This is a genomic window from Ruegeria sp. BHSA162 (genome assembly GCF_059613385.1).
Map to the genome: position 1 here is coordinate 70,875 of NZ_JBXWSK010000004.1, position 16,092 is coordinate 86,966.

18 protein-coding genes are annotated in these 16,092 nt (G+C 64.0%); 12 read left to right on the forward strand and 6 right to left on the reverse strand.

Annotation, left to right across the window (positions count from 1 at the left end; genetic code table 11):
- Positions 1–110: 110 nt before the first annotated feature.
- Positions 111–812 carry a GntR family transcriptional regulator gene (locus AC2FM5_RS02645; protein ID WP_496733731.1) on the forward strand — a complete coding sequence of 234 codons (702 nt, stop codon included), beginning with the start codon at positions 111–113 and terminating at the stop codon, positions 810–812.
- A gap of 54 nt (positions 813–866) precedes the next feature.
- Here AC2FM5_RS02645 and tyrS read toward each other — a convergent pair whose 3' ends face one another.
- On the reverse strand, positions 867–2,117 hold the full coding sequence (tyrS, locus tag AC2FM5_RS02650; protein WP_496733733.1) for a tyrosine--tRNA ligase: 1,251 nt from the start codon (positions 2,115–2,117) through the stop codon (positions 867–869).
- Between the two features lie 63 nt (positions 2,118–2,180).
- Between tyrS and AC2FM5_RS02655 the strand changes: the two genes are divergently transcribed.
- From AC2FM5_RS02655 to AC2FM5_RS02665, 3 genes are all read left to right on the forward strand, one after another.
- Positions 2,181–3,302: an anhydro-N-acetylmuramic acid kinase gene (locus AC2FM5_RS02655; RefSeq protein WP_496733735.1), complete on the forward strand. Its 1,122-nt coding sequence runs from the start codon at positions 2,181–2,183 to the stop codon at positions 3,300–3,302.
- Positions 3,303–3,377: 75 nt separating this feature from the next.
- Complete coding sequence (locus AC2FM5_RS02660) at positions 3,378–3,890, forward strand: aggregation factor core (protein WP_496733736.1); 513 nt, start codon at positions 3,378–3,380, stop codon at positions 3,888–3,890.
- Positions 3,891–3,919: 29 nt separating this feature from the next.
- Entirely contained in the window at positions 3,920–4,372 is a 453-nt protein-coding gene (locus AC2FM5_RS02665) for a TspO/MBR family protein (protein WP_170402610.1), read from the forward strand.
- 12 nt (positions 4,373–4,384) lie between these two features.
- Here the strand turns inward: AC2FM5_RS02665 and AC2FM5_RS02670 are convergent, their stop codons facing one another.
- Together AC2FM5_RS02670 and AC2FM5_RS02675 are read right to left on the reverse strand one after the other, a co-directional pair.
- Complete coding sequence (locus AC2FM5_RS02670; RefSeq protein WP_496733739.1) at positions 4,385–5,926, reverse strand: phospholipase D family protein; 1,542 nt, start codon at positions 5,924–5,926, stop codon at positions 4,385–4,387.
- Between the two features lie 90 nt (positions 5,927–6,016).
- Entirely contained in the window at positions 6,017–6,436 is a 420-nt protein-coding gene (locus AC2FM5_RS02675; protein ID WP_496733741.1) for a cupin domain-containing protein, read from the reverse strand.
- A 66-nt stretch (positions 6,437–6,502) separates the two neighbouring features.
- Here AC2FM5_RS02675 and AC2FM5_RS02680 point away from each other — a divergent pair, with 66 nt between their 5' ends.
- The 7 genes from AC2FM5_RS02680 (at position 6,503) to AC2FM5_RS02710 (ending at position 12,547) form a co-directional block, all read left to right on the forward strand.
- The gene (locus AC2FM5_RS02680) at positions 6,503–7,921 is read left to right on the forward strand and encodes a protein adenylyltransferase SelO (protein ID WP_496733743.1); all 1,419 of its coding nucleotides are present in this window, start codon (positions 6,503–6,505) and stop codon (positions 7,919–7,921) included.
- Positions 7,922–8,007: 86 nt separating this feature from the next.
- Positions 8,008–8,712 carry an endonuclease/exonuclease/phosphatase family protein gene (locus AC2FM5_RS02685; protein WP_170358914.1) on the forward strand — a complete coding sequence of 235 codons (705 nt, stop codon included), beginning with the start codon at positions 8,008–8,010 and terminating at the stop codon, positions 8,710–8,712.
- An 81-nt stretch (positions 8,713–8,793) separates the two neighbouring features.
- Positions 8,794–9,207 carry a Fur family transcriptional regulator gene (locus tag AC2FM5_RS02690; RefSeq protein ID WP_093962302.1) on the forward strand — a complete coding sequence of 138 codons (414 nt, stop codon included), beginning with the start codon at positions 8,794–8,796 and terminating at the stop codon, positions 9,205–9,207.
- Between the two features lie 148 nt (positions 9,208–9,355).
- Positions 9,356–10,240 carry a DMT family transporter gene (locus AC2FM5_RS02695; RefSeq protein WP_170449765.1) on the forward strand — a complete coding sequence of 295 codons (885 nt, stop codon included), beginning with the start codon at positions 9,356–9,358 and terminating at the stop codon, positions 10,238–10,240.
- Between the two features lie 135 nt (positions 10,241–10,375).
- Positions 10,376–11,653, forward strand: a complete 1,278-nt coding sequence (gene eno / locus AC2FM5_RS02700) for a phosphopyruvate hydratase (protein ID WP_170366178.1) — start codon at positions 10,376–10,378, stop codon at positions 11,651–11,653.
- Positions 11,654–11,699: 46 nt separating this feature from the next.
- Positions 11,700–12,242, forward strand: a complete 543-nt coding sequence (locus tag AC2FM5_RS02705; protein ID WP_496733746.1) for a GNAT family N-acetyltransferase — start codon at positions 11,700–11,702, stop codon at positions 12,240–12,242.
- A gap of 134 nt (positions 12,243–12,376) precedes the next feature.
- A complete protein-coding gene (locus AC2FM5_RS02710) occupies positions 12,377–12,547 on the forward strand; it encodes a hypothetical protein (protein WP_170338259.1) in 171 nt (56 codons plus the stop codon).
- On the opposite strand, the gene AC2FM5_RS02715 is transcribed toward AC2FM5_RS02710, so the two are convergent.
- The 3 genes from AC2FM5_RS02715 to mazG form a co-directional block, all read right to left on the reverse strand.
- Entirely contained in the window at positions 12,544–12,993 is a 450-nt protein-coding gene (locus AC2FM5_RS02715) for a GNAT family N-acetyltransferase (RefSeq protein ID WP_170358922.1), read from the reverse strand. The genes AC2FM5_RS02710 and AC2FM5_RS02715 overlap by 4 nt on opposite strands.
- Positions 12,990–13,931 (reverse strand): nucleoside hydrolase, encoded by a 942-nt coding sequence (locus AC2FM5_RS02720; protein WP_170449773.1) that lies wholly within the window; start codon positions 13,929–13,931, stop codon positions 12,990–12,992. The genes AC2FM5_RS02715 and AC2FM5_RS02720 overlap by 4 nt, the downstream gene beginning before the upstream one ends.
- A gap of 61 nt (positions 13,932–13,992) precedes the next feature.
- A complete protein-coding gene (mazG, locus tag AC2FM5_RS02725; protein ID WP_170432260.1) occupies positions 13,993–14,850 on the reverse strand; it encodes a nucleoside triphosphate pyrophosphohydrolase in 858 nt (285 codons plus the stop codon).
- Positions 14,851–14,916: 66 nt separating this feature from the next.
- On the opposite strand from mazG, the gene AC2FM5_RS02730 reads away from it, so the two are divergent.
- Entirely contained in the window at positions 14,917–16,080 is a 1,164-nt protein-coding gene (locus tag AC2FM5_RS02730) for a M20 aminoacylase family protein (RefSeq protein WP_496733750.1), read from the forward strand.
- Positions 16,081–16,092 lie beyond the last annotated feature (12 nt).

Here is a 16,092-nt window from a genome sequence, read left to right on the forward strand (position 1 = left end):
GCTCAGTCTATCACGGGCGGTCAGGCTGATTGTGTACAAGGTGCATTTTTTGGGGCAAGAGCAGGGGCGACATCCTGGGTGTCGCGATTCGACCAAAGCGAAGGTTGGGGATGAAAGACGACACGAAAAGCCGCAGGGCGGCGCTGGCCGCGCATCTGAAGGCGGCGGTGATGACGCTGAAACTGCGCCCTGGCGATGATCTGGACGAGGCGCAGCTGTCCGAGGCGTTCGGCCTGTCGCGCACGCCACTGCGCGAAGTGTTCCGGCATCTGGCCGGGCTGGGCTATCTTGAACTGCGTGAAAACCGGGGCGCGCGGGTGTCGCAGATGTCCTATGCCACGCTGCGCGATTTCTTCCTGGTGGCGCCGATGATCTATGGCGCGGTGCTTCGGCTGGCGGCGCAGAACGCGACAGGTGACCAGATCGATCGGTTGAAGGCGGCGCAGGCGGCGTTTCGGGAAACGTTGCGGGCGAGCTCGGCCGAAGATCGCGCGCTGGCCAACAACCAGTTCCACGAGATCACCGGCGAGATGGCGGCAAATGTCTACCTGCTGCCGTCGTTTCAGCGGCTGCTGATCGACCATGCGCGCATCGGCATGACCTTCTACCGCCCGGGTCAGGCCGGGATGGGTGAAAGCCTTGATCTGGCCTGCGCCCAGCATGACGCCATCATCGCCGCGATCGAGGCGCGTGACGAGGCGGCGGCGGGGCAGCTGGCGGCCGATCACTGGGCGCTGTCGCGCGATCAGATCGAATTGTTCGTGACGCCGGCCGGTCTGGACCTGCCGTTGGGCTCGGTCGAGCGCGGATAGAAAAACGGCCGCCCGAAGGCGGCCGTCGTGTGTCGTGTTCGGGGTCAGGCCGGTTCAGCCCAACTGCACCAACGCGTGCCGCTTCTTGCCCGCGCTCAGCTTGATGGGCGAGGACAGGGCCGCCGCGTCGATCATCAGCCCCGCATCGGTCAGCGGCGCGTCATCCAATTTGGCGCCGTTTTCGGCGATCAGGCGCTTGGCCTCCTTGCCCGATTTCGCCAGGCCCGACTTCACGATCAGCTGCACGACCGAGATTCCGTCGCCCAGATCCTCGGCAGTCAGAGTCAGAGTGGGCAGGTCGCCGCCCACACCGCCCTTTTCGAACACCTCGCGCGCGGTGGCCTCGGCTTTGGCCGCGGCCTCGGCCCCGTGCAGCAGGGTCGTCACCTCGTTGGCCAGACGGATCTTGGCCTCGTTGATCTCGGACCCCTGCAGCGCGCCCATGCGGTCGCATTCGTCCACGGGAAGCTCGGTGAAGATCTTCAGGAAACGGCCCACGTCTGCGTCGGTGGTGTTGCGCCAGAACTGCCAGAACTCGTAGGGCGACAGCATGTCGCCGTTCAGCCAGATGGCGCCGCCCTGGCTTTTGCCCATCTTGCGCCCGTCGCTGGTGGTCAGCAGGGGCGTGGTCAGGCCATAGATCTCGTGATCCAGCACGCGGCGGGTCAGGTCGATGCCGTTGACGATGTTGCCCCACTGGTCCGATCCGCCCATCTGCAGAATGCAGCTGTAACGACGGTTCAGCTCCAGAAAGTCATAGGCCTGCAGGATCATGTAGTTGAACTCGAGGAACGACAGGGATTGCTCCCGGTCCAGCCGCGATTTCACCGATTCAAAGGACAGCATCCGGTTGACTGAGAAATGCCGCCCGATGTCCCGCAGGAAATCGAGATAGTTCAGGTCGTCCAGCCATTCGGCATTGTTCAGCATCAGCGCGCCGGTGTCGCTGTCGTCATAGGACAGGTACTTGTCGAACACCTTCTGCATGCCGGCGATGTTGGCGTCGATCTGCTCGGGGCCCAGCAGGGGGCGTTCGTCCGAGCGGAAAGACGGATCGCCCACCTTGGTGGTGCCGCCTCCCATCAGGGTGATCGGCTTGTGCCCCAGCTTCTGGAACCAGCGCAGAACCATGATGTTCATCAGGTGTCCGACATGCAGGGATTGGGCGGTGGCGTCATACCCGATATAGGCTGTCTGCACCCCGCTTGTCAGAGCATCGTCAAGGCCCTGATAATCGGTGCAATCGGCCAGAAAGCCGCGCTCGATCATCGTGGCGATGAAATCCGATTTGGGGTGATACGTCATGTCTTGCCTCGGGGTTGAATTGCGGGGCACGTTATAGGCGGCGAACGAGGGAAGGAAAAGGCCATGAATAAGGCCCGAGGCAAAGTTGGGGCAGTGCGGGCACTGGGGGCCATGTCGGGCACCTCGCTCGATGGGGTCGACGCGGCGGTGGTGGAAACCGACGGGCGGCAGATCCTGCGGTTCGGCGACAGCGCGTACAGGCCCTATACCGAGGACGAGCGCAAGCTGCTGCGCGCCGCGCTGGGAAAATGGAGCGGACCCGAAGTGCACGCCGCCGAAGACCTGGTGACCCGCGCCCATGCCGAGCTGCTGTCGGAATTCGAGGACGTGGACCTGATCGGCTTTCACGGCCAGACTCTTGCGCACGAGCCGCGGGGAAAGGGCACGTTGCAGGTGGGCGATGGCGAGGGGCTGGCGGTCGCGCTGGGTGTGCCCGTGGTCTGGGATTTCCGCAGCGATGACGTGGCCATGGGCGGCGAGGGCGCGCCGCTGGCGCCGTTCTTCCACTTTGCCTGCGCAAAATATGTCGGGGCCACGGCGCCCTTGTGCTTTCTGAATCTGGGTGGTGTCGGCAACCTGACCTATGTGGACCCGTCCTTTGACGGGCCCGAGGCGCCCGGTGCGCTGTTGGCCTTTGACACCGGCCCGGCCAATGCGCCGATCGACGATCTGGTGCAGGCGCGGCTGGGTCTGCCGTTGGACCGCGACGGCGCGCTGGCCCGGCAGGGCACGGTCGAGACAGGCGCGCTGGAGCTGTTCCTGGCCGAGCCCTATTTCAACCGACTGCCGCCCAAATCTCTGGACCGCAACGATTTCGCCGAGATGTTCGGCCTGGTGAAGGAATTAAGCGACGCCGACGCCGTCGCCACCCTGACAGGCATGAGTGCGGCGGCGGTGGTGCAGGGGATGGAGCATTGCCCCAGACCGCCCGCGCGGGTGCTGGTCACCGGCGGCGGGCGCAGGAACCCGGTCTTGATGGAGATGCTGCGCGTGGCGCTGGACTGCCCGGTCGATCCTGTCGAGGCCGTGGGGCTGGATGGCGACATGCTTGAAGCGCAGGCCTTTGCCTATCTGGCGGTGCGCGTGGCGCGGGGGATGCCGACCTCTTGCCCCGGCACCACCGGGGTAAAGGCGTTGGTTGGCGGGGGGACGGTCAGCCGGGTGTCGCAGGGCGCACCGCGCTGAAACGCGGGGAAAATGATCCTGCCAAGGCGCTCGCGCGTAATTGTAGCAGTAGCCACAACAACGCCGGAGATGAAGATGATCGGTTCCCTTGTCAAAAATGCGGCCGGTTGTGCCGCCGCGTTCACGCTCGCAGCGCCTGCCATGGCCGATGTCCAGGTTGAGTTCGTCGAGGGAGCGCCAAAGGACCGCTTCGTTCTTCGCAACGCCAGCGATTGCAGCCTGTCTGCTGCAACGGTGCGTCTGGATTTGTCCTCGTCGCAGGGCGGGCTGATCTTTGATGTCACCGGCGCGGGGGCAGGGGTCGAAGTGTTTCAGCCCTTTGAAATGGTTTCGGGGTCCGAGTTTCTGAACGGGTTGCCTCAGGTTCAGGATGGGCAGTCGATGGTCGATCTGGACATCCGGGCCATGCCGCCCGGTGCGGAAATCGCCTTTACGATCGATGTGGATGACACAGGCGGCGGACGAGAGATCACCGTTTCGGGGGCCGAGATACAGGGTGCGACGGTCTCTTTGGAAGGCGCGCAGAACCCGCCGCGTGGTGTCTTTTCGTCGGCGGCCCGCGCGGCTATACCGGTCGGGACCTGCTGAGCGGCGATGCACCTGCGGATGGAACCGGCATGACCAAGACCCTGACACGTATCGCATTTCTGGTTCTGGTACTGGGTGGCGGCATACTGATCGGCACTCTGACGGGGCCGGGTGAGTGGTACGCGAACCTGAACAAACCGGTCTTCAACCCCCCGGGCTGGGTATTCGGCCCGGTCTGGACGGTTCTGTACGTGCTGATCGCGATGGCGGGATGGCGGCAGTTCGAACGCGACCGGGGATCGCCCGCAATGCGCCTGTGGTGGGCGCAGCTTGGCCTGAACTTCCTGTGGTCGCCCGCCTTCTTCGTGCTGCACCAACCTTGGCTGGCATTGGTAGTGATCCTGGCGCTTCTGGTGGTGATTGTTCTGTTCATCACACGTGTCCGCCCGGTGGATCGCGTTTCGGCTTGGGCGTTCGTGCCCTATCTGGCATGGGTGGCGTTTGCGACCGTTCTGAACCTGTCGATCGCGGTCCTGAACTGACGCCAGCGGTGGTCAGAGCATCCACTCGACCGGCAGCCATCTGACGACGGCGGCTAGGCCGCGCTGGAACCGAGAGGTGTTCGGGTCGGTCTCAAAGGTCGTGGTCGTCCCGTCCTTGGTCTGCTGAACCCAGACCAGCCCACCGTCATCATCCATCTCGACGCGATAGGCAAATTCCGGCTTGTCCAGTTGCCGGGCCAGATCTGTCGCGATCGTGGGGCTCTCGATCAGCAGCCCCATCTCGGTGTTCAGCCGGGCCGAACGCGGGTCCAGATTGTATGAGCCGATGAAGATCCGTTTGCCATCCGAGCCAAACACCTTTGCATGCAGGCCCGAGGCGGAGCCCGCAAGAATTTCGGGCAGGCTGCGTTCCTTGTGCTCGTCGCGCAACGCGCGCAGCTCCAGCAACTGAACCCCGCTTGCCAGCAGGTCGTCGCGATAGGCCATGTAGGCTGCATGAACCGGCATCACATCGGTCGCGTCCAGTGAATTGGTCAGGACCCGGACTTTGACCCCGGATGACGCCAGCCGTTCGAGCAGCTCGGCCCCGCGGGGACCGGGAATGAAATAGGCTGAGACCAGATCGAGCGAAGTCTCGGAGCTTTCGGCAAAGGTGATGAGACGCTCGACCATGAGGTTCTCGCCCTCGACCTCTCCAAGCCCCTTTGCCGGGTCATCGACAAAAAGTTCGACCGCGCTCCATTCGAACGGCAGATCGCGGGCGGCGATGCGGTCGGCCAGTTCATTGTCGCGGATTGCCTTTTGGTATCCGGCCCCGGCCGCGGTCTGACGCGCGGCCTCGGCCAGTACTTTCAGGCTTGGGTCGGTCGCAGCGGGCAGGAACAACGCGGCATCATAGGCTGATCCGCTGTTCCAGTAGGCATCGAACGACTCGGCCACCTCGTCCACGATCGGACCGATCGCGATGGTATCGACATCCAGATAATGCGTCCCGGCACCGTAGTCGAAATAGATGTCGCCGATGTTTCGGCCCCCGACAATCGTGGCCACACCGTCCACCGTCATGGACTTGTTATGCATGCGGCGGTTCAACCGGCCGAAATCGAACGCATAGGACAGCAGCTTGGGATTGCGCAGCGTGAACGGGTTGAAGATGCGGACATGGGCCGTTGGCATGGCATCCAGTTCAGCCAGAAGCGGGTCCAGCCCCGAGATGCCGTTGTCATCGACCAGAAGGCGCACGCGTACGCCCCGTTCCGCCGCCGCACGCAATTCGTCCAGCAACATCAGGCCGGTCACGTCATCCTGCCAGATGTAGTATTGGGCATCTAAGGACGAGACCGCCTCACGCGCGAGAATGGCGCGGGCAGCAAATGCGGTATGCCCCTGACCAAGGGGGCGGACGCCGTCCAGTCCGGGGTTGCGCTGCATCGCCGGCTCGATGGCTTGGCCCAGCGGACCAGTCCAATCCGCGGGTTGGCGGTATGTCCGCTCCGAGAAATTGGTCTCGGGCAGCGGAAAAGCCAACCGCATCCCAAGCACGCCCAGGCCGAGGATCACAGCCACGGTCACCAAAGTCTTGATCAGCCGCATCGCGCCCTCGTCCTTGCCCAATCATACACACGCGAACCTTGCCGCATCGGGCAGGGCAAGTTCAAGCATGGTTCGGCAGGGGCTTGAGGTTTAGTTCCTGGGAATGTCGAACTCCGGCGGCGCCAATTCGAACCCGTCGAACTGGAACCCGGGCGAGACGACGCAGCTGACCAGCGTGTAGTCCCCGGTGCTGCGGGCAGCCTGCCAATGCCCGGCGGGTACGATGACCTGCGGCGCGCCCTCGCTCAGGTCGGGGGACAGCATGTGATCGCTTGCAGGTCCGGTATCGGTTTCGCTGATCGACAGGATCAGCGGTGCGCCGGCGTGAAACAGCCAGATCTCGGTCGCATCGACCCGGTGCCAGTGGCTGGCCTCGTCCCGTTTCAGAAGGAAATAGATGCAAGTCGCGGTGGGGCGGCCTGTGTTGTCTGCGCGCCAGGTCTCGGCATACCAGCCGCCTTCGGGGTGGGGCTGCAGTTGCAGGTGGTCGATGATCTGGTCGGCGGTCATGGCGGGCCTTTCACGGCGATGGGATTTGGTGCTGGCAATACTGCGCACAGATCATATGTTTGCGCCATGACCCTGACGATCCCCTTCGACAATTCGTATGCCCGGTTGCCAGGCGCCTTTTATGCGCGCCAGGCGCCCGAACCCGTGCGCGCGCCGCGGCTGGTGGCTTTCAATGACGATCTGGCACAGGTGCTGGGCATCTCGCCCGGTGACGCGCAGGACATGGCCCAGGTGTTTGCGGGCAACGCTCTGCCTAACGGGGCCGAGCCGCTGGCGCAGCTGTATTCCGGCCACCAGTTCGGCAATTACAACCCGCAGCTGGGCGATGGGCGCGCGGTGCTGCTGGGCGAGGTGGTGGGCACGGACGGGATCCGCCGCGACATTCAGCTCAAGGGCTCGGGGCGCACGCCGTTTTCGCGGCAGGGGGACGGGCGGGCCTGGCTGGGGCCGGTTCTGCGCGAATATGTCGTGTCCGAGGCGATGCACGCGCTGGGCATACCCACCACGCGCGCCTTGGCGGCGGTGGAAACCGGCGAGGTCGTGCTGCGCGAAGGCCCGATGCCCGGCGCGGTGCTGACCCGCGTGGCGCAAAGCCATCTGCGGGTGGGCACGTTCCAGGTATTCGCCGCGCGCGGCCAGATCGCCGACCTGCGGCGGCTGACGGATTATGCCATTGAACGCCACTATCCGGACGCCGTCGGGCCAATGGGCCTGCTGCGCGCCGTGCGTGACGCGCAGGCCGCGCTGATCGCGCAATGGATGGCGGTGGGCTTCATTCACGGGGTGATGAACACCGACAACTGCGCCATCTCGGGCCAAACCATCGACTATGGCCCCTGCGCCTTCATGGACAGCTATCACCCGAACACCGTCTACAGTTCGATCGACCGGATGGGGCGCTATGCCTATTCCAACCAGCCCGAGATTGCGGTGTGGAACCTTGCACAGCTTGCGACGGCGCTGATCCAGCAGATCGAGGACAAGCAGGCCGCCGTGGAAGAGGCGACCGAGATCGTACATGCCATGCCCGAATTGATGCAGCAGCACTGGCTGCGCCGGTTCCGGGCCAAGATCGGCCTGACCACCGAGGAGGACGGCGACCTTGCGCTGATCTCGGACCTGCTGACGCGGATGGCGCAGAGTCAGGCCGATTTCACCAATACCTTCCGCGCGCTGGGCAGCGATGCGGCGCGGGACCAGTTCACCGATCCGGCGGCTTTCGACAGCTGGGCCGAGGGGTGGTGCGCGCGACTGACGCGCGAGGCGGACCCGGCCGCGGTGATGCACGCGGCCAACCCCGCCTTCATCCCGCGCAACCACCGGGTCGAACAGATGATCCAGGCCGCCGTTCAGGGCGACTATGCCCCGTTCCACCGGCTGAATGCAGTGCTGGCCCGGCCCTATGGCGACCAGCCCGACGCCGCCGATCTGATACGCCCGCCCACGCAGGACGAGGTGGTGCATGCCACATTTTGCGGGACCTGAGCGGGTTTCGGCATCTGTGCTGAACTATCGGCTTGCGTCCAGGCGCGATCCTGCGAATCCTGACGGGGTACAACCGTAGAAAACCGATGACCACTTTGCCCAAGCTGCGCCTTGCCAGCTACAACATCCAGAAATGCGTCGGACTGGATCTGCGACGCCAGCCGCAGCGCATCCTGCAGGTGCTGGACCGGCTGGGCGCCGATATCGTGGTGCTGCAAGAGGCCGACAAACGCCTGCCGCCGCGCCCGGCGGCGCTTCCGCATTTCATGTTGGACGAGGCCGGGTGGAAGATCGTCGATCTGGGCGGTGCGGGCAGTCTGGGCTGGCATGGCAACGCGGTGATCTGGCGGGGCGACCACATCCGGGTGCGCTGCGCCGCGCATCACGATCTGCCGGGGCTGGAGCCGCGCGGGGCGGTCCGGGTCGAGTTCGACACCCATATCGGGCCTTTGCGGGTGATGGGGATGCATCTGGGGCTGTTCTCGGCGTGGCGCCGTCAGCAGATCATCCACCTGCGGCAGGACGGCCGCGCGCTGGACCGGATGCCCACCGTCTGGGCAGGGGATTTCAACGAATGGTCACGCCAACCGATTCTTGACCGTCTGGCTCCCGACATGCGGTTCCTGCCGCCTGTGCCCAGCTTTCCCGCCGCGCAGCCTCTGGGCGCGCTGGACCGGATCGCGCTGGGCGGTGGGCTCGAGGCGCTGGCCCACGGCGTGCACGGGGAACGGCCCGCGCATATCGCCTCGGACCACCTGCCGGTCTGGGCCGATCTGCGGCTGGCGGGCTAAGGCGCAGCGGGCGCAAATCACAGTGGCGAAATCTGCGCGGACGTACTAAGACAGAAACCCGAACGGATTCTGGGGGATGACATGGCGGACACGATCATCGCGCGTTGCGAAGCCAAAGGCCTGCGCATGACCGGCCAGCGTCGAACCATCGCGCAGGTACTGCAGGACAGTGATGATCATCCCGATGTCGAGGAACTGTACGCACGCGCCTCGGCGCTGGATGCGGGCATTTCGATCGCAACCGTCTATCGCACCGTCAAACTTTTCGAAGAGGCCGGCATTCTCGAACGGCTGGAATTCGGCGACGGGCGTGCGCGCTATGAGGACGCCGAGCGCGACCACCACGATCACCTGATCGACATGAACTCGGGCGAGGTGATTGAATTCGTGGACCCCGAGATCGAAGCCCTGCAGGAAAAGATCGCCTCGAAGCTGGGCTATCGCCTGAAAGGTCATCGGCTGGAGTTGTACGGAGTTCCGCTGGACAAGGACTGATCCGGCCGGGACACATCACCAAAAGCGATTGGTCATCTAAAATCTATTCATGATTCCAAGCCCTCTTCGCGCTTGCCACGGGGGCGCGATCCGGGTCTTCTGCGTTGCGACGCGGCAATTAAGCCGTCCGAATTCAATAGGCAATGACATGAACAACGCGAACGGCATCCTGCTGGTCATCGGCGCTATGGCCGCCTTCACGCTTGAGGACATGTTCATCAAGCATTTGTCGGTCACCGTGCCGACCGGTCAGGTCATGATCGTGTTGGGGCTGTTCTGCGCGCTAGTCTTTGCCGCCATGGCCATCGTGACACGCAAACCGATCTTTGACTCGGCCGCCTGGCAACCGCTGTTCGTGATCCGCGCGTGCACCGAGGCGGTCGGGGCGCTGAGTTTTGTCACGGCCTTGTCCCTGGTCGACCTGTCAACCGTTGCGGCCGTGTTCCAGGCGATGCCGCTGGTGGTCACGATGGGAGCCGCACTCTTCCTGCGCGAGCAGGTCGGCTGGCGCCGTTGGAGCGCAATCGGTGTCGGGTTCATCGGCGTTCTGATGATCATCCGCCCCGGTCTGGACGGGTTTCGGCCCGAGGCTCTGTTCGTGGTGGCCAGCGTCATCGCCATTGCCGCGCGGGACCTGATCACCCGCCGGCTGGACGCGCGCGTGGCCTCGGCCGTGGTGGCGCTGCAGGCCTATGCGGCAGTCGCGATTGCCGGCGGCGTGCTGATGCTGACCTCGGCGCAGCCTCTGGCGCCGCTGCAGATGGGGCAGATCGGACCCTATTTCGGTGCCGTTGGTTTTGGTGTTCTAGGCTATCTGGGGATCGTGACCGCAATGCGCGTGGGCGAGGCCTCGGCCCTGACGCCGTTCCGCTATACGCGGCTGCTGTTTTCGATCTTGGCAGGGATGTGGATGTTCGGCGAACGGCCGGACCTGATGACCATGATCGGCGCGTCGCTGATCATCGGGTCGGGCATGTACACGTTCATCCGCGAACGGCGCATTGCGCGGGCCATGGCTCCGGCGGTCTGCTGACCTGTTGGCGCAAACACGCCGCTGTTGGCGCTAAAGGCCGGAAAATATGCGTGTTAGCGATAACGGACCCGGTTTACTTTTCCCCGCGTGCTGGTATGAGGCATGCAACCGAACGCATTTTCAGGGACCGGTATCATGAGCACCATCATCGACATCCACGCACGCGAAATCCTGGACAGCCGGGGCAACCCCACCGTCGAGGTGGACGTGGTTCTGGAAGACGGCACCATGGGCCGGGCGGCCGTGCCTTCGGGCGCATCGACCGGCGCCTATGAGGCGGTGGAAAAGCGCGATGGCGACAAGTCCCGTTACATGGGCAAGGGCGTGCTCGAAGCCGTGGCCGCCGTGAACGGCGAGATCGCCGAAGAGCTGGTGGGCTTTGACGCGACCGAGCAGGTGGCGATCGACGCCGCCATGATCGAGCTGGACGGCACCCCGAACAAGGGCCGCCTGGGCGCCAACGCCATTCTGGGCGTGTCGCTGGCCGTGGCCAAGGCGGCGGCGGATTTCACCACCCAGCCGCTCTATCGCTACGTGGGGGGCACCTCGGCGCGGGTTCTGCCGGTGCCGATGATGAACATCATCAATGGCGGCGAACATGCCGACAACCCGATCGACATCCAGGAATTCATGATCATGCCCGTGGCCGCCAGCAACATCCGCGAAGCGGTGCGCATGGGTTCGGAAGTGTTCCACACTCTGAAAAAGGAACTATCGGCCGCCGGGCTGGCCACCGGTGTCGGCGACGAGGGGGGGTTTGCCCCCAACATCGCCTCGACCCGCGAGGCACTGGATTTCATCCTCAAGTCGATCGAGAAGGCGGGCTACAAGCCGGGTGACGAGATCTACCTGGCGCTCGATTGCGCCGCCACCGAGTATTACAAGGACGGCAAATACGTCCTGTCGGGCGAGGGCAAGACCCTCAGCAGCGACGAGAACGTGGCCTATCTGGCAGCCCTGGTGAACGACTATCCGATCATCTCGATCGAGGATGGCATGTCCGAGGATGACTGGGACGGCTGGAAGGCGCTGACCGACGAGCTGGACGGCAAGGTGCAGCTGGTAGGTGACGACCTGTTCGTGACCAACCCCGCGCGACTGGCCGAAGGGATCGAGAAGGGCTGCGCCAACTCGATGCTGGTCAAGGTGAACCAGATCGGTTCGCTGACCGAGACCCTGCGCGCCGTGGATATGGCGCACCGCGCCCGCTATACCAACGTGATGTCGCACCGCTCGGGCGAGACCGAGGACGCCACCATCGCCGATCTGGCCGTGGCCACCAACTGCGGTCAGATCAAAACCGGCTCGCTGGCGCGGTCGGACCGGCTGGCCAAGTACAACCAGCTGATCCGCATCGAGGAAACGCTGGGCGAGGTCGCCGAATACGCGGGGCGTTCGATCCTTCGCAAGTAAGGCACAAGCTGCTAGGCTGTCCCCCGACATTGGCCGGGGGTCCGTCATGCTAAGTATCGTTGAACCTAAAACGCCGGACCAGTTCGATGCTGTCCGGCGTTTGTGTTGGGATTATCACGCCTACCTGCTGACGCTGGATGAACGGTCGCGACAGGTCGTGAACACGTTCTATCCACCCGAGAAATATGCAGCTGTTCTGTCCGCCATCGAAATCGAGCATATGCCTCCCAAGGGCGGGACCCGGCTGGCGATGCTGGATGGTCAGGCGGTGGGCTGCGGGATGTTCCAGACGATCGGTCCGGGTATCGCCGAGATCAAGCGCGTGTTCGTGACCGATGACGCTCGGGGTACGGGTGCGGGGTGTGCGATCATGCAGGCGCTGATTGCCCAGTGCCGCAAAGACGGGTTCGAGATGATCCGGATGGACACCGGAAAACCGCTGGAAGCGGCGACTCGGCTGTATCTGTCGCTGGGGTTCAAGCTGCGCGATGCCTATTCGGATATACCCGAGATCGCCCAGGGCCAGCTGTTGTTCTTCGAAATGTCACTGACGGGTGACTCTTCCGAATCCGATGGAATTGCAGGGTAATTTCCCATTACCCCAGGGTTTGATTCAGGCAGGAAGAAAAAATGCAAGCATAAATGTGATTATGTGTGAACTTGTTCCTACAAGTGCGAGGTTGTCGGGCGTAGCTTGACGGTACAGCAGAAAAGGAGAACGTGATGTCCGCTTCAAGAATCCTTCTCGTTATTTCCGTGCTTTCCGTCGGGGTTCTGGCGGCCTGCGCAGGGCCTGACACCTACCCGATCACCGGCGAGCCGGTGTCGCAGAACGATCCGGTGCAAGAGATGTACTACAATCCCGGGCTGATCTTCCGCGGTGAGTCACGCTAGAGCTTTTTGCTCATCAACATGTAACGGTCGCGCGGTTTGAAGCCGGTCCGAAGGTAGAGTTTCTGCGCGGCCTCGTTGGTTCGATCCACTTCCAGATGCAGGGCCGTCAGGCCGGCACCCGCCAGCGCTTTGGGCAAGTCCAATAGAACCTCGGTGGCGATTCCGCGGCCGCGAATGGCGGGCCGGATGTAGATTTCATCGACGAACCCGTCCATCCCCCCGAACTCGACCGACCAACCGAAGGTCAGGATGATGTAGCCCAACGGTGCGCGCGACGGGCCGATCAGATAAATACAGCCATGCGGGATGCCTTCCAGCAGCGGCGTCAGCGCATCGCGCCTTTGGTCGGGGTCCTGTTCGATCCCGGCCTCAGCGTGAAAGGCGGCGACCAGGCCCATCAGGCGATCAAGGTCCTCGGGACGGGCAAGGCGCAGAGCGGCACTCATAGCCGCGCCAGCCGTTCGGTCAGCAAGGCAAAGAACCCGTCGGCGTCCACGTCGCCGATGAACAGCGCGTTGGGCTTGCGGTCGGTGACGCCCCACCAGTCGGCGACGGTCATGCCGAGCGTGAGGTCCGACTGGGTTTCGATCTCGACGTTCACATGGCGGCCCGAGAACAGCTCGGGGCGGATCAGGTAAGCGGTCACGCAGGGATCGTGCAGGGGCGCGCCCTCGCTGCCGTATTTTTCCTTGTCGAAACGTTCGAAGAAGTCGGTCATCTCGGCCACCGCGATTCCAACCATGGTGCCAAGGGCGCGGAACGCGTCGTTGCGCGGTTTGGTGACCAGGGCCTTGTGCGTCACGTCCAGCGGCATCACCACGATCGGAACGCCGGATTTGAACACGATATCAGCGGCCTCGGGGTCGACATGAATGTTGAATTCGGCGGTGGGTGTGATGTTTCCGACTTCGAAGTAAGCGCCACCCATCAGCACGATTTCCTGTACGCGCCCGATGATGTCGGGGGCCTTCTGAAAGGCCGTGGCGATGTTTGTCAGCGGCCCCAGTGGGCAGAGGGTGACGGCGCCGGGATCATGCGCGCGCAGGGTGTCGATGATGAAATCGACGCCATGCCCCTCGGCCAACGGCATCTGCGGATCAGGCAGGACGGGGCCGTCCAGCCCGGTCTTGCCATGCACATGCTCGGCGGTGATCAGCGGGCGTTTCAGCGGGCGGTCGCACCCGGCAAAGACCGGAATGTCTGTGCGCCCGGCCAGTTCGCAGACAATGCGCGCATTCTTTGCGGTCAGCTCCAGCGGCACGTTGCCGGCGACGGCGGTGATGCCCAGAACCTCGATCTCGTCGGGGCTAGCCAGGGCCAGCAGGATGGCGACGGCGTCGTCCTGTCCGGGGTCGGTGTCGATGATGATCTTGCGCGCGGTCATGGGGCCTCCGGGGTCTTGAAGGGCGGACACTGGCAAGCGCGGCCCGGCTTGTCCAGCGGTTTCAGGCGTCGCTTGCGGCCTTGAGCGGCGGGAGTTTGCCATTTGCCCGGTGTTCTTCGGTTTTCACCGCGTCCCACAGGGCGTCCATCTCTTCCAGCGTGCTGTCTGACGGCGTCTTGCCACGTGCGGCCAGCCGGGCTTCGACCTGTTCGAACCGGCGGGTGAACTTGGCGTTGGTGCGGCGCAGCGCGGCCTCGGGCTCGATGCCCAGATGGCGGCCGAGATTGACGATCACGAACAGCAGGTCGCCGAATTCGTCCTCGAGCGCGTCGGCGTCCATCTGGTTGCGCGCCTCTGTCAGTTCGGCGGCTTCTTCGGTGATCTTGTCCAGCACATGGCTGACATCGGGCCAGTCAAACCCCACCCGTGCGGCGCGTTTCTGCAGCTTGTAGGCGCGCAGCAAGGCGGGCAGGTTGGCGGCGACACCGTCCAGCGCGCCTTTCTGTTCCTTTCCGGCGCGCTCGGCGGCCTTGATCGCCTCCCAGTCGCGGGTCTGTTGTTCGGCAGACTTGTCGCGGGATTCGTCGCCGAAGACATGCGGGTGGCGGGCCACCATCTTGTCGGACATGGTGCGCACCACGTCCTGAAAAGTGAAATGCCCGGCCTCTTCGGCCATCTGCGCATGAAAGACCGACTGGAACAGCAGGTCGCCCAGCTCGCCCTTGAGCTCGTCCCAGGCCTGGCGTTCGATGGCGTCGGCGACCTCATAGGCCTCTTCGATCGTGTAGGGGGCGATGGTGGCGAAATCCTGTTCGATGTCCCATGGGCAGCCGGTTTCCGGGTCGCGCAGGCGGCGCATGATCTCCAGCAGCCGCTCGATTCCGGCGTCGGTATCGTGGATCAGTGGATTTTCAGCCATTGCGAAGCCCCTTGTTCCGGTGTCAGATGCATCCATCCCGCAGCTTGGATCAGGAGTCCACCCCCGATGCCCGTCGTCAACCGCATTGCCGATTACGCCGCCGACATGGCCGAATGGCGCCAGCACCTGCACACGATCCCGGAACTGGAGTTCGACTGCCACCAGACCGCCGCCTTCGTGGCCGAGCGGCTGCGCGAATTCGGCGTGGACGAATTGCACGAAGGGATCGCGCAAACAGGGATCGTGGCGATCATCACCGGGCAGGGCGATGGCCCCACGATCGGGCTGCGCGCCGACATGGATGCGCTGCCGATCGCTGAGGAAACGGGTGTGGACTATGCCTCGAAGACACCGGGCATGATGCATGCTTGCGGGCATGACGGGCACACCACTATGCTGCTGGGCGCGGCGCGGTATCTGGCCGAGACGCGGAATTTCCGGGGCCGGGTGGCGTTGCTGTTCCAACCCGCCGAGGAAGAGGGCGGCGGTGCGGATATCATGGTCAAAGAGGGTGTGATGGACCGGTTCGACATCGCCGAGGTCTATGCGCTGCACAATGCGCCGGGCTTTGCCGAGGGCGCATTCTATACCACGCCCGGGCCGATCATGGCGGCGGTCGATACGTTCGACATCCACATTCAGGGCGTGGGTGGCCACGGTGCCATGCCACACGACACGCGCGACCCGGTCATGGCCGCCTGCGGAATCGCGCAGGCAATCCAGACCATCGTCAGCCGCAACCACTATGCGCTGGACGATCTGGTGATCTCGGTCACCCAGATCCACACCGGGACCGTGAACAACGTGATCCCCGACACCGCCTATCTAAACGGCACCGTCCGCACCTTCGATCCGGCGGTGCAGAAGATGGTGATGACCCGTCTTGAAGAAATCGTGCAGGGGCAGGCGGCATCCTACGGGGTCACGGCGACGCTGGATTACGTCGTGGGCTATCCGGCCACGGTCAACGATGCGGACAAGACCCGTTTCGCCGCCGAGGTGGCGCGCGAAGTGGCAGGCGCCGATCGGGTGATCGCAAATTCGGGCCGCGAGATGGGGGCCGAGGATTTCTCGTACATGCTGCAGGAGCGCCCGGGCGCCTATCTGTTCCTGGGGCAGGGCGACGGGCCGGGGCTGCATCACCCCAAGTACAATTTCAACGACGAGATCGCACCGGTGGGTGCCTCGTTTTTTGCGCGCATCGTCGAAAAGGCGCAGCCGTTGACCTGACGGTCCGGTCGA